Here is a 13,247-nt window from a genome sequence, read left to right as displayed (position 1 = left end):
GAAACTAGCTGATGTGGCGGCGGTGAGCCCACCGTGTGAGCGCGTTCCGGTTGGATTGTTGTGTTTTCCGCAAAACATTTGACGCATGAGTTTCTACGGTTTTGATGGAAATGAACAGCTCCTCTGCTATTTCCCGGTACGTATATCCTCGTGCGAGCAATCTGAGCACCTCAAGTTCGCGGGGTGTCAGTGAATCAAGTTCAGGATCAAGCGGTGGTTCCGGTAATGGCGATTTTCCGGTAAACGAGTCGAGCACAAAGCCAGCTAGGCGTGGGCTAAATACCGCATCTCCGCCCGCCACGCGTCGAACCGCGTCGGCTAATTCGGCACCCGAAATAGTTTTGGTGACATAGCCTCTGGCACCTGCCCGGATTACCGCAATGACGTCTTCTGCGGCGTCAGAAACGCTAAGTGCTAGGCACACGGGACCATCATGAATGTCACGTAGAACCGACACCCCACCGCCATGCGGCATGTGAACGTCAAGTAGCACCACATCGGGTTTTGCACTATTGATACCGGCTACCGCATCAGTGACAGTCCCAGCCTCGCCGACAATCTCAATATCGGACTGTGTTGATAGCTCAGCACGTACCCCGGAACGAAATACAGCGTGGTCATCGACGAGGAAAACCCGAAATGTCATTCCGCTCCTTCAACATTGGCGCCGTCATCACGGGGGACGAAAATACGCACCTCCGTGCCTTTACCTACCTTAGTGCGAACATCAACGGTGCCACCGCGCCGCTCAATGCGTTGCCGAATGGACTTCGTTAGCCCCTGCCGGTCTGACGGCACTTGTTCGGCGTCGAAGCCGACTCCTCGGTCGCGGACGAAAACACTAACCTGATCAGGTTCCACTTCGGAATACACGTCGATATTAGATTCGCCTGAATGTTTCGCTGCATTAATCAGCGCTTCACGCACCGCCCCGAGCAAAGCCCCGTAAGCCGGTGATTCCGTTGACACCGCATCCCCCACAGTCACCGTTTCGATGGTGATGCCGTAGTGGTCTTCGACTTGTCCCGAAATGTGTTTCAGTGCTGCCGCCAAACTTGCATGCACTTCGCTTTCCGAGTTGAAGAGCCAACGGCGCAACTCGCGTTCCTGACTCCGCGCGAGACGCTGCACCTCAGGGGCATTACCAGCTTGCTTTTGAATTAACGCTAACGTCTGCAAGACAGAATCGTGCAAGTGTGAAGCAATTTCGTCTCGCTCTTCGGTGCGAATACGTGCGGCGCGTTCCTCATTAAGCGCCTGCCACAAACGCAGCCAAATCGGCACAGTCAGTAGGGTGGCGCCAATCAGCGTCACCACCACCGCCATGAGCGAAGAACGCAGTGCACCAAAGTCGACCTGGCCGACCCAAATTACTGCCAGACCGAGGATGACAAGTGCCACACCAGCGAGAACGCGCACCCACGTCAATACGCCAGGCTTGTGCTGAACACCAAGCAATGCGCGAGGAGCTGTTGTATCGAACTCCCGCCACACCAAACCTGCGCCAGCGATGGCCACCAGGATCGGCACCAGCACTGAACCCACGGGACCGCTCGCCAGCATCCCAACCATGATCGCGAATGCCCCACCGATGGTGGCGAGCCCCATGGCACGACGACGCTCAGTGGGACTGATGTCGCGGTCTTCACCGCCCGGCCGAGTTACCACCCACAGCAGCCCATACAGCACAACGCCAAGTCCGGCGGCAGCGCTCAGTAAGACGAAAGCGATACGAACTTTTTGCTCGTCGACGCCGAGGTGGTCCGCAAGCCCGCCAGCTACCCCGCCGATAATGCGGCCGTGCGCACGCCGAAACAGCACCGGCGTGGTGGACTCAGGGTTCAGTGTCGGGGGCACATGTTGATCGTGACACGAATACTCCCCCCAGCACATCAGGGATTGACCCTGAGACCTGAAATCAGGGACTTACCCGATGTGCACGGCGCTGCGGAAGAAGAAAATAGTCGTATGGCAACAACAAGCTTCGGTGATCAACTACATGATCTTTGGCGGACCCGGCCCGCACGCCTCACAGTTGAAGGCAAAATCGCCGGGGTGTGCGCAGGGTTTGCACACCGATACCGCGTCGACCCAGCGCTGGTGCGTGTCGCGTTTGTCGTAGCCGCAATCTTCGGCGGCTCCGGGATCGTGCTCTACTTGCTGGCGTGGTTGATGCTGCCGCAGGACACTGATGCGGTTTCCGGTGGAGAAGCATTGCTTGGTCGTGGACAGTCGTCCCAATCACAAGGCCAATCTCTCATGCTTGTCGCCGGAGTCGCTATCACCGCCAGCATCTTCACACCGCTAGGTGTATCACTAAGCGGGTCAGGTGTGGTTAGTCTTGCTTTGATGCTCCTTGGCTGGTGGCTGCTCTACCAGCGATACCCCACGGCGCCGCAGCTGCCGCCGTCAGCTTTCGCGGTTAAACCTGTGGCACCCCCGATCGCTGGGGAATACCCCGCACCTCCCGGCTACCTACAGGCTCCTGGGTATCCACCGCCAGGCACCCCGCCGCCCCGCTACCCGTCGGCGCAGGTTCCGTTTCAGTACGGTCCCACTCCAGAGTGGACACCGCCGTACGCCCCATTGCGACAGGAAACTTCATCTGCGCAGAAGAACCCAGGTGGGAGTGATTCAGTGGGAAGTGCACCGGTTCAGAGCGCCCAAGGCGAGAATGCCTCAGCCGAGAGCCCTACCCACGAGCAGGCACCAACACCGCCAAGCTGGGATCCACTCGGCGTAGCGCCCTTCGCGTGGGATTTACCCGAGCCGCAGGCGCCGCACGAGCCACGCGCGGCCGTGGCTGTCCAACGCAAGTCCAGCATCACACCGCTCACTCTCGGGGTCGCTGTGACCACTGCTTCAGTCCTCGCGGCTATCGCGTTCGGGACTGGCAACGAATGGTTCACTGCGGGACGCATCGCAGCTATCGCACTCGGCGTCGTTAGCCTTGGTCTTATTATCGGGGCGTTTCGCAATGCTGGGTACGGACTCCTCGGCATCGCAATTCCACTATCGGCGTTTGTCATTGTGGCCACTGCGGTTGGACCAGTGAACTGGGACACCATGCAAGCTGGGGTCGGCGAACGAAACTATGTAGTCACCAGCCTGGCAGCTCCGACAACTGACTACAGGCTCGGAATCGGCACCCAAACATTGGATCTGCGCGACCTTGAACTCACCAACGATGCCACGGTCACCGCAACCACTGGCATGGGGGAACTAGTCATCTACCTACCAGAAGGGGTGAACACTGTCACCCGATGCCAAGTGCGACTCGGCGAAAGTGACTGCCCGCCGGAAGGTCTCGTAGTCGTCGACGATTCTGCTGACGCACCAGTGCTCACGATTGATGCATCCGTCACCATCGGAACTGTGGAGGCTCGAAATGAATGACACCACCCGCCCGGCCGAATCCAAGGTTCCTTCCCTATACCGATTCTCGCCAGGACTGTTTATTGCCGGAATCGCCGCACTCATGGTCGCTGTTTGGGGAATTGCTGATGTAGGAAATGGGGCCAGTTCACTGCATTTCTTGCCGTGGGTCCTCATCTTCGTGGCGCTCACTCTTGGGCTAATTCTGACATTCGCACCAAACAGGACGCGTCGACAATAGAACGGCAAGTTAACTGTGGTTGTAGTCACGCTGAATGTCACGGCTCTGTGAAATCCCCTCTTAGCGCACCATTTGCGAATGCAGAGCTAAGAGGGGATCTCTAGGGTGTCAGTATGCGTAAGCTACATGATCTTTTAGGCCTCCGAACGAACCCAACTATTTTTTTCGTATCAGCCGCGATCCTGGCAGCTTTTGTCACCACAACAATCATGCTTCCGCAACCAGTGGAACGGGCATTCAAAGCCGCCTCCAACTGGATTCTTACCAACCTCGGATGGTTCTACATCTTTGGGGTAACAACTTTTCTTTTGTTCCTGCTCTGGATGGCACTAAGCCACTTCGGTTCTGTGCGATTGGGGGACGATGACGAACAACCGCGCTACTCCACGCCCGTGTGGTTTGCGATGTTGTTCGCGGCAGGCATCGGCACAATTCTTATGTTTTGGGGTGTAGCGGAACCGATCAGCCACTTCGCAAACCCACCAATGCGTGATGTTGAGCCTCAAACAGCTGACGCAGCCCGCGAAGCGTTGACATTCACCATGTATCACTTTGCGTTGCACACCTGGACGATCTTCACGCTTCCCGCACTTGCGTTTGCGTACTTTGGGTTCAAACGCAAACTACCTCTACGCGTGAGTTCGATCTTCCATCCCATGCTTGGCGATCGCATCAACGGGCCGATTGGCCGAAGCATCGACATCCTTGCTGTTGTCGGCACCATCTTTGGTGTATCCGTTTCAATCGGCCTCGGCACGCTGCAGGTCAACAGTGGCCTTTCACGCCTTATCGGAATACCTGAGAACATCTTTACGCAACTCCTGATCCTGGGCGTAATTACGACAATCGCGGTCATTTCCGTTTCTCTGGGCCTTGATAAAGGCATTAAGTGGCTGTCGAATATCAACATCAGCATGGCGATCTTGCTGCTTATTTTTGTCATTGTGGTCGGTCCGACGCTGTTCCTCCTCCGCGGCACCATCGAAGCGACCGGCACTTACCTCAGCTCACTGGTGGAACTTGCCTTTTGGACTGACACGTTTGGCGACACCGGTTGGCAAGGCGGCTGGACAGTGTTCTATTGGGCCTGGACCATAACCTGGGCGCCGTTCGTCGGCATATTCATCGCCCGGATTTCACAAGGGCGGACTATTCGACAGTTCGTCCTTGGCGTTCTCATGCTGCCTACCTCGTTTAGCGTCCTGTGGTTCGGAGTTTTCGGACTCGCATCGTTCGACATCGAATTCAATCGAGGTGGCGGACTTGTCGAGGAAGTAGTTGAGCAGGGCGACATCCCAGGCGCATTGTTCGCCTTCCTGCAGAACTATCCGTTTGCCACCGCAATGTCGTTGTTCGCCATCATTATTGTGGTGATTTTCTTTACAACCTCGATGGACTCCGCGTCCCTCGTCACGGACATGTTGTGCACCGGGGAAGACGAAACAGGGCCTGTCCGCCAACGTGTTTTCTGGGCGATCACCACAGGAGTCATTGCCGGGACGCTTCTCAGTGTCGGTGGAGGTAGTGGGCTCGATGCTCTCCAGCAGGTGATTATTGTGGTCGGTCTGCCGTTCTTCATCATTGCTTTCCTCATGATGTACAACTTGTGGCGGGCATTGCGGCACGATGTCACTCCGCCGCCTGCGCTGCGGACGCGTCAGTGGGTTTCGCAGATGCATGCGAGTCCCCGCGAGTAGGTTTTAAAGCTCGGAAAGGGGCCTACATTTCGCACCGATAAAGGTCGAAATGTAGGCCCCTTCGCCCGAGCGTAACTAGCGTGCCAAACCCACACCCAACTGATCAGGCTTACGCACCGTTAGTAGCAATGCGAGCCCAGCGCTGAGGACCAAAATGATGCCTAAGATGCCAAAACGGTCACCAGCGAACAACCACACGAACAACCCGAACAACGCTGGGGTTAAGAACGACACGGCGCGTCCCACCATCAAGTAGAGGCCGAACATCTCCCCTTCTCGACCGGGAGGGGTAAGTCGAACCAAGAATGTTCGTGCGGACGACTGAATGGGCCCTACCCAGAAGCACAAGATCAGCCCAAACACCCAGAACATCGCCGGGCCATCCACCACTAGCAGGATCGCGCCGGTCACGATCATGGACGACAACCCCGTGACAATGACGGCCTTCGGGCCAAAACGATCGTCGAAGAACCCCGCGAGCACCGCACCGATTCCGGCCACAATGTTCGCAGCAGCACCGAAAAGCAATACATCTGATTCGGTGATTCCGTAGACGGTGACCGCAAGGATGGCGCCGAAGGCAAACACTCCGGACAACCCATCCCGGAACACACCCTGGGCAAGGAGGTACCACAGTGTGCGGCGATCTTCCCGGTACAGCACCCGGACGTCGCGGAACACCTTGGCGTAGGACTTCCGGAACGTCATCTTCGTGTCTACACGCGGGTCACGCGGAAGTTCAGGGACGGCGAGGAACAACGGGATGGCCAGGATTGCAAACCACACGGCAGCCATGACCACGACCATGCGGACGTTGAAGCCCTCGTCGGTGCTCAACCCTAGGAAACCGCGTTGGTCGCCATCTCCGGCCATGAATCCGAAGAAGGAAAACAGCAGCAAAAATATGCCACCGAAGTAGCCGAAAGACCACGCAATTCCCGACACGCGTCCGACATTGTCGGGGCGGGAGACCTGTCGCAACATGGCGTTGTACGGCACATTCGCCAATTCAGAAAAGGCCGCAGCGAGGGCAAGCAAACCGAGCCCCAACCAGAAATACCCGAACTGGGATTCAAAGCTGACGAAGCCGAGGTTCAGCACGAGCGGTGAGTCCGTCGATTTGACGTTGAACATCAAAAACATGCAGATGATGGTGCCGATCGTCAACACCGCTAGAGCTTTCTTACGCTTACCCGCCGCGTCGGACCTTTGCCCCGTCACCGGTGCGAGGATCGCAATAACAATGCCGCCGAGTGCAAGTGACCACGCTAGCCATGTCGATGCGCTGAATGGCCCGGTGATGTCGTCTCCGACCGCGTTTACCAGATACACCGCGAAGACAAAGGTGACGACCAGTGCATGGAAGGATGAGTTGCCTGCGTCCCATAATCCCCAGGAGATAACCTGTCGGGTTTTCGACGCAGAACCTACAAGTTCATCTGTAGAGCGACCATGCGCGTCAAGTGCGCCGTCGGCGGAGCTCGCTGTCATGTGCTGAGCTTAGGTGGTCTGTCGGGTTTGCGCATGCGCCGCGACATCCACTCGTCGCCACGTCCACCAGAAGATAAGCACAACAACACCTGAGCACCCCGCCGCGAGTGCGTGGAGCGCCAAATACATGTTGTAGTCGAGTGTGCTGTCAGCGACTGCGGGGATGTCGCTCAGTGTGATCAGCACACTTCCGATAAGTGTGGTCGCAACCGCTGACAGCAGTATCGGAACGACGACAAAAATGACGCGCAGCGGGTATCTGCCAGAAGGTACGCGCATCAGGGCACCACGCTTCACGAGCACCGCTGTGACAAAACAGGCCACCCCCAACGCGATGAGGTTTGCGCCCAGCACATCGCTGAATCGGTGCCACTTCGACGTGAGCGTGTGGGCGCCAATCGCTACGGCGTAGAACGCTGAAAAGAACATCGCGAGTCCGCGCCACCGGAACGGCACCACAATGAGTAGCGCAAAAAGCACTGATATCGCGATAGTGGTGTGGCCACTTGGGAAGCTGTTGTTGACATACGGCCCGGCTACCTCCACCAACTCGGGGCGTTGCAGCACAAATCTCTTCAGCACCTGGGTGATGAATGACGAAACGATGATGATGGTTCCCGCTGCGACGGCGAGATCAACACGCTTCCTCGCCATCGCGATCAGCACTACTAACACTGACGCAACAGCCAGCGACGTGATCGTGATGGCATCAAGTGCGGAATCGGATTCGGCCACCAGTGCCGCATCCACTTGGTCGGCTCCACGCAGTGCCGCGTTTTCGATTTGCTGCCCCACTGTGGTCAGCACAAAAACAGCAAAAGTTAAGCCCACACCGACAAACGACAACCCGCCGAGCAGCCACCATCGCGAGGAGGTGGTGATCGGCGGGCCAACAAGATCACGGTTGCGGGTTGGGCGCACCGACGAAGCTGGTACCGGTGAAGACGTTACTGACATGGAAGTACAGTAACGCGACCACCAGCTACCTGTTGTCCGTCACTCCCATTCGATTGTGCCGGGCGGTTTGCTCGTGATGTCGAGCACGACGCGGTTTACTTCGGCAACTTCGTTGGTGATTCGGGTCGATACGCGTTCTAGGACGTCGTATGGGACTCGCGTCCAGTCGGCGGTCATCGCGTCTTCGCTGCTCACGGGTCGCAGGACGATGGGGTGGCCGTAGGTGCGGCCGTCGCCTTGCACACCGACGCTTCGCACGTCCGCGAGAAGCACCACGGGGCATTGCCAGATCTGGTGGTCAAGGCCAGCGCTAGTAAGTTCTTCCCGGACGATCTCGTCTGCCCGGCGCAGCGTAGCGAGGCGGTCAGCGGTGACTTCACCGACGATGCGAATCGCAAGGCCAGGTCCTGGGAATGGTTGGCGCTGCACAATTTCGTCGGGTAGGCCAAGTTCCCGTCCCACTGCCCGCACTTCGTCTTTGAACAGGAGTCGAAGTGGCTCAACGAGTGAGAACTGCAGGTCGTCTGGTAGACCCCCCACGTTGTGGTGGCTCTTAATGTTGGCGGTACCGGTGCCGCCACCAGATTCGACTACGTCCGGGTACAAAGTTCCTTGGACCAGGAAATCTACGGTGTCGCCGTGCGAGGCGTTGGCACCGAGCACTTCAGTCACTGCGCCTTCGAATGACCGGATGAATTCGCGTCCGATGATCTTGCGTTTCGCTTCAGGGTCGGAAACACCTGCGAGTTCACCTAGGAAGGTTGCTTCGGCGTCAACGGTGACGAGTTTCGCGCCGGTGGCAGCGACGAAGTCCTGTTGAACTTGCTCCCGTTCCCCTGCGCGGAGAAGACCATGATCAACAAATACGCATGTGAGGCGGTCACCGATCGCCTTTTGTACTAGCGCTGCGGCGACAGCTGAGTCCACACCGCCGGATAGGCCGCAGAGTGCCCTACCGTCACCGACTTGCTCGCGAACCTGTTCTACGAGGGCTTCCGCGATATTGGCGGCGGTCCATGAAGCTGGGATTCCGGCGATCTCGTGGAGGAACCGTGAGAGGACCTGCTGTCCGTGAGGTGAGTGCAAAACTTCAGGGTGGTACTGGACCCCGGCAAGTTTGCGCGCACGATCCTCAAATGCTGCGACCGGCGCACCTTCGCTGGTGGCAGTGACATCAAAACCCTGTGGTGCTTCGGTAACAGCGTCACCATGACTCATCCACACGGGTTGCGTCTGAGGAAGACCATCGTGCAGTAGACCACCGCTGATCGAAATCTGCGTGCGCCCGTACTCGCGGGTACCGGTTTGCGTCACGGTGCCGCCAAGCGCTTGTGCCATCGCTTGGAAGCCGTAACAAATCCCGAAGACCGGAATGTCAAGGTCAAACAAGGCGGCGTCGAGGCTAGGCGCGCCGTCTTCATAGACACTGGACGGGCCTCCGGACAACACCACCGCACGTGGGTTCTTCGCCGCGATCTCGTCAACGGTCGCGGTGTGGGGCATCACTTCGGAGTACACACGAGCCTCCCGCACACGACGTGCGATCAACTGCGCGTACTGCGCACCGAAGTCAATGACAACTACTGGGCGTTCCTGGACAGAATCAGTCACTGGAACAGTGTAAGCGGATCAGCGACACACTTTTGCCGCAGGCACCTCAGCTGCGACTGACCTTGTAGCGCACGAAGGCAGGAAATGCGAAGACGGCAACCACGATGCCGATGATGACGAGCACACCGCCACCCGCGGCGGCAGCGGCGGTACCAACCATCGCGGCCGCTGCGCCGTGGAGAGCGTCACCGATGCGCGGTCCGCCTGCCACGACAACGATGAACACACCTTGGAGTCGCCCTCGCATCTCGTCACTGGCTATTTGTTGCAGCATCGTCGACCGCAATGCTGCGGAGAACATGTCAGCCGCTCCCCCGAGTGCTAGGAATCCCAACGCCAGCCACAGGAATAGTTGCGCACCGCCGAGTGGTGCCAACCAAATGATCACGCCGAACCCGGTCATCGCCACGCCCCACACAAGAATGCAGATAATGACAGCAGCTCCCTGCCGCTCCACGCGGGACAGCCAACCGGAAAACACGCCACCCAAAACTGCGCCCGCCGATATCGAGGCGAACAGCATTCCGAGCACAAGACCACCGGTGACAGGGTCGCCAAAGGTCTCGTGGGCGATCTGCGGGAACAACGCTCGCGGCATGCCAGCCACCATCGCGATGATGTCGACGACGAACGAGGCGAGCAAAATTCTCTGTGTCGCCAGGAATGCGAACCCCTCGAAAACTTGCTTGAACCCGGCGCGACGAGAAACCCCAGTCGGTGGAAGGGGAGGAAGTTTGATCGCGGCCCACAAGGTTGCCAGCAGCGCGATTGCGTCAAGCAAATACAGCGTCGAAAGCCCGATGAGTGGGATCATCGCCCCGGCCATCAGAGGCCCTGCAATCGCCCCAAAGTTGAACACCATCATGTTCAACGCGTTCGCCGCTGGCAGCTGGTGCCCCGGCAGCAGTCGCGGAATGATGGCCGCTCGGGTTGGCTGATTGACTGCGAAGAAGCCCTGCTGGATCGCCAGCAGGCACAGAATCAGCCATACGTTGTTGAGCCCGAGCGCTGCTTGCACCCAAAACGCCGTGGCGGTGACGACGAGACCTGATGTGGCGATAATCATGAGCAATCTGCGGTCCATCACGTCCGCGAGAGCCCCGCCCCACAGCCCGAACACGATGAGTGGCACAAGGGCGAAGATTCCGGCGAGACCGACGTACGCCGAACTTTGTGTGATCTGGTAGATCTGCACTGGCACTGCAACGATGCTGAGTTGCGCACCGATGACTGTCACCACACCGGCAGTCCACAATCGTCGATAGTCGCGGTTGCGCAGCGGTGTAACGTCCGCGAGAAATTGCGGGCTCACGGAAGTGACTGCCAACCCACCTCACACCATGCTTCTGTGACAGCAGCGATGACGTCGTCAAGGCTGTGACTTCTCACTGCGCAACCTTCCACGAATAGTCGCGCCTGTTCCGCGAGAGCTGCATCTGTTGGTTGGTCACGCTCAGGTGCAACACCGGTGCGGGCGATTCGTGTTCCCCCGCCGCGCTTGGTTGTGACGTACCCCTCAGCCTCAAGTTCCTTATAGGTTCGTGCGACGGTGCCCGGAGCTAGCCCAAGGTCTCGCGCGAGTTGACGAACAGGCGGCAACTTGGCACCACCAGGCAGTTTGTGACGCTCAATTAGACGCACTATCTGACGCCGAATTTGCTCATATGGCGGTGTCGGATCGCTCGTGTCGACCACCAACTCGGTGGAGCTCACGTTGTCACTTTCCCGCTACGCCGCGCGACGGGCACCAGGAGAACTGACAGGCACCAGAACGCAAGCGCTACGCCACCCAGTGCTGCGATGAGGAGAATCGGGGCAACTACGGCTGGCCAGCCCGGAGTGCAGGCAGTTCCGTCGTATTCGGAGGGCACATTGCTCAAGGCGCTTGCCATGATGGCGCTAATGCCCGCGAGTGGTATTGAGATCGCCAGACCAGCGGCGGCAATGACTCTCGACGCTGATCGCAACCGTTCACCCGAGTCACTCGCAAGATCATTGTCGACAGGGGTCCGCCATGTTAGTGCCCATAGCCCTATCGCAGTAAGGACGAGCACGGTAGCGAGTATGAGAGCCAGCGGCCCCACATAAAATCCCCCGGGCCACGGACCGTTGGCTCCGGAGACAAATTCGCCGCATTGGAAGGCAAAGGACCGGCCTGAACGGCCTAAGTCGTCGGCAACTCCCGCAGTTGCCCCCAGGACCATCAGTGCACCGAGCACCACTGTTCCAACGACGACCGCCGCGGTCAGAGGGACAGGAACGTATTGCCGTGTGGTCCGCGTCGTGAGGCTCGCTCGGCGGACTGCCGTGCGCTCTGGGGGCTTGCTTATTTCCGAGGCGATCACTCCACCTAGGAAGGTGAGCGCAAAAATTGGTGCTGCGAGCGCGTAGCCACGGCCGAGGGTACCCCCGGTGGTGGTGATGTACGCCGCTACGGCCCCTCCTGCAATAGCGATGGGAATGTACAGCCTGTGCTGTAGTGGACGGTTTGCCCTGTACCCACGGTCAGTTTGGGCCGAAGTTCCTACGCTGCCGGATCTTGAGGTACGGATCGCAGTCACGATGAGGACAATCGCTAGAAAAAAGACCCCAAGTATCAGTGGCCTCACAACAACCCCCTTGTATCAAATGCTTGATACAAGGTTGACCAAGTGGCTGAATTGTGTCAAGCATTTGATACAAACTGGCTGGGGGTGCAATCGCAATGCGCACCCCCAGCCAGGAAATCAATCCAGGAGAATCAACCGCGAACGGTCAATCCAACTTTCTGGAACTCCTTCAGATCTGAGTAGCCAGACTTCGCCATAGCGCGTCGTAGTCCACCAACAATGTTCGTGGAGCCAAACGGATCATCGGACGGCCCGTTAAGGACCGCCTCAAGAGGCGTGCGCTCATCTTCGTCATAAAAGCGTGCGATTGTGCCACGAGGCATCGACGGATGCGCCGCCACCGACGGCCAATACCAGCCTTGCCCAGGCGCCTCGTTTGCCGCCGAAAGAATTGACCCCAGAGCCACAGCATCCGCACCGCAGGCAATTGCCTTGGCTACGTCGCTCGAAGAATGCAAGTCACCGTCGGCAATGACGTGAACGTAGCGCCCACCAGTTTCGTCGAGGTACTCCCGACGAGCCGCAGCCGCATCAGCAATCGCAGTCGCCATCGGCACCCCGATCCCGAGCACCTCGCGAGTAGTCGTCGCCGCTGAAGCGCCGTACCCGACGATCACGCCGGCCGCACCCGTGCGCATCAAGTGCAACGCCGTCCGGTGATCACTCACCCCACCCGCCACCACCGGGACGTCAAGGTCAGCAATGAAGTGCTTGAGGTTCAGCGGTTCGTTGCTCGACACGTGCTCAGCCGAGATGATCGTTCCCTGGACCACAAGAAGGTCGATTCCCGCGTCAAGAATTGTTGGAGTAAGCCGCCGAGCGTTCTGCGGGCTCACCCGCACAGCCGTGGTGACGCCTGAATCTCGAATCTGAGAAATAGCCGCGCCTAACAGGTCCAGCTGAATAGGTTCGGCGTGCAATTCCTGCAACATCCGAATTGCAGCGGACGGCCGCAGGTCATCGTTTGCGCGCCCCAGAACCTTCTGAAGCTTCGACTCAACATCGGCATGCCGCGACCACAAACCCTCGGCGTTTAGAACCGCCAGGCCACCCAGCTTGCCCATCGCGATCGCAAGCTCCGGCGAGACCACCGCATCCGTCGGATGAGCGAGCACCGGCATGTTGAACCGGTAGGCATCAAGTTGCCATGCCGTCGACACTTCCTTCGCGGATCGTGTCCGACGAGACGGAACGATATTGACGTCCGCTAGTTCGTAGGTACGACGGGCTGACCGCCCCATTCCAATCTCTACGTGGTCTTGCACA

General features: G+C 58.5%; 12 protein-coding genes. 3 read left to right on the top strand and 9 right to left on the bottom strand.

All coding sequences use genetic code 11. The features are described from left to right. Window positions 1–4: 4 nt before the first annotated feature. Both IEW73_RS08390 and IEW73_RS08385 read right to left on the bottom strand, forming a co-directional pair. Window positions 5–646 (bottom strand): response regulator, encoded by a 642-nt coding sequence (locus tag IEW73_RS08390; RefSeq protein WP_188673274.1) that lies wholly within the window; start codon window positions 644–646, stop codon window positions 5–7. Next, window positions 643–1,857 (bottom strand): ATP-binding protein, encoded by a 1,215-nt coding sequence (locus IEW73_RS08385; RefSeq protein WP_229675874.1) that lies wholly within the window; start codon window positions 1,855–1,857, stop codon window positions 643–645. The genes IEW73_RS08390 and IEW73_RS08385 overlap by 4 nt, the downstream gene beginning before the upstream one ends. A gap of 111 nt (window positions 1,858–1,968) precedes the next feature. On the opposite strand from IEW73_RS08385, the gene IEW73_RS08380 reads away from it, so the two are divergent. The 3 genes from IEW73_RS08380 to IEW73_RS08370 all read left to right on the top strand — a co-directional run bounded on the left by IEW73_RS08380 (window position 1,969) and on the right by IEW73_RS08370 (window position 5,313). Beyond that, window positions 1,969–3,396: a PspC domain-containing protein gene (locus IEW73_RS08380; RefSeq protein WP_188673270.1), complete on the top strand. Its 1,428-nt coding sequence runs from the start codon at window positions 1,969–1,971 to the stop codon at window positions 3,394–3,396. Beyond that, window positions 3,389–3,616, top strand: coding sequence for a hypothetical protein (locus tag IEW73_RS08375; protein ID WP_188673268.1), 228 nt, complete (start codon window positions 3,389–3,391; stop codon window positions 3,614–3,616). Before IEW73_RS08380 ends, IEW73_RS08375 begins: the two co-directional genes overlap by 8 nt. A 113-nt stretch (window positions 3,617–3,729) precedes the next feature. Then, window positions 3,730–5,313: a BCCT family transporter gene (locus IEW73_RS08370; protein ID WP_188673265.1), complete on the top strand. Its 1,584-nt coding sequence runs from the start codon at window positions 3,730–3,732 to the stop codon at window positions 5,311–5,313. A 75-nt stretch (window positions 5,314–5,388) separates the two neighbouring features. Here IEW73_RS08370 and IEW73_RS08365 read toward each other — a convergent pair whose 3' ends face one another. The 7 genes from IEW73_RS08365 to IEW73_RS08335 all read right to left on the bottom strand — a co-directional run bounded on the left by IEW73_RS08365 (window position 5,389) and on the right by IEW73_RS08335 (window position 13,222). After that, a complete protein-coding gene (locus tag IEW73_RS08365) occupies window positions 5,389–6,804 on the bottom strand; it encodes an MFS transporter (protein WP_188673263.1) in 1,416 nt (471 codons plus the stop codon). A 9-nt stretch (window positions 6,805–6,813) separates the two neighbouring features. Further along, window positions 6,814–7,761: a phosphatase PAP2 family protein gene (locus IEW73_RS08360; protein ID WP_188673261.1), complete on the bottom strand. Its 948-nt coding sequence runs from the start codon at window positions 7,759–7,761 to the stop codon at window positions 6,814–6,816. A gap of 39 nt (window positions 7,762–7,800) precedes the next feature. After that, the gene (guaA, locus tag IEW73_RS08355) at window positions 7,801–9,372 is read right to left on the bottom strand and encodes a glutamine-hydrolyzing GMP synthase (protein ID WP_188673258.1); all 1,572 of its coding nucleotides are present in this window, start codon (window positions 9,370–9,372) and stop codon (window positions 7,801–7,803) included. A gap of 46 nt (window positions 9,373–9,418) precedes the next feature. Continuing rightward, window positions 9,419–10,684, bottom strand: a complete 1,266-nt coding sequence (locus IEW73_RS08350) for an MFS transporter (protein ID WP_188673256.1) — start codon at window positions 10,682–10,684, stop codon at window positions 9,419–9,421. Then, window positions 10,681–11,085 carry a GntR family transcriptional regulator gene (locus tag IEW73_RS08345; protein WP_188673254.1) on the bottom strand — a complete coding sequence of 135 codons (405 nt, stop codon included), beginning with the start codon at window positions 11,083–11,085 and terminating at the stop codon, window positions 10,681–10,683. Before IEW73_RS08345 ends, IEW73_RS08350 begins: the two co-directional genes overlap by 4 nt. After that, entirely contained in the window at window positions 11,082–11,981 is a 900-nt protein-coding gene (locus IEW73_RS08340) for a hypothetical protein (RefSeq protein WP_188673252.1), read from the bottom strand. Before IEW73_RS08340 ends, IEW73_RS08345 begins: the two co-directional genes overlap by 4 nt. A gap of 131 nt (window positions 11,982–12,112) precedes the next feature. Then, window positions 12,113–13,222 carry a GuaB3 family IMP dehydrogenase-related protein gene (locus tag IEW73_RS08335; RefSeq protein ID WP_229675945.1) on the bottom strand — a complete coding sequence of 370 codons (1,110 nt, stop codon included), beginning with the start codon at window positions 13,220–13,222 and terminating at the stop codon, window positions 12,113–12,115. Window positions 13,223–13,247 lie beyond the last annotated feature (25 nt).

It is taken from the genome of Hoyosella rhizosphaerae, from assembly GCF_014643175.1.
Lineage (GTDB): Bacteria > Actinomycetota > Actinomycetes > Mycobacteriales > Mycobacteriaceae > Lolliginicoccus > Lolliginicoccus rhizosphaerae.
Note: the sequence above shows the minus strand (reverse complement) of the source record. Positions and strands in the feature narration are given on the sequence as shown.

What these genes read in the sequence shown, in the direction of transcription:
- IEW73_RS08390 (WP_188673274.1), bottom strand. Translation starts at nt 646, where the DNA reads ATGACATTTCGGGTTTTCCTCGTCGATGACCACGCTGTATTTCGTTCC.
- IEW73_RS08360 (WP_188673261.1), bottom strand. Translation starts at nt 7,761, where the DNA reads ATGTCAGTAACGTCTTCACCGGTACCAGCTTCGTCGGTGCGCCCAACC.
- IEW73_RS08370 (WP_188673265.1), top strand. Translation starts at nt 3,730, where the DNA reads ATGCGTAAGCTACATGATCTTTTAGGCCTCCGAACGAACCCAACTATT.
- IEW73_RS08365 (WP_188673263.1), bottom strand. Translation starts at nt 6,804, where the DNA reads ATGACAGCGAGCTCCGCCGACGGCGCACTTGACGCGCATGGTCGCTCT.
- IEW73_RS08375 (WP_188673268.1), top strand. Translation starts at nt 3,389, where the DNA reads ATGAATGACACCACCCGCCCGGCCGAATCCAAGGTTCCTTCCCTATAC.
- IEW73_RS08380 (WP_188673270.1), top strand. Translation starts at nt 1,969, where the DNA reads ATGGCAACAACAAGCTTCGGTGATCAACTACATGATCTTTGGCGGACC.
- IEW73_RS08335 (WP_229675945.1), bottom strand. Translation starts at nt 13,222, where the DNA reads ATGGGGCGGTCAGCCCGTCGTACCTACGAACTAGCGGACGTCAATATC.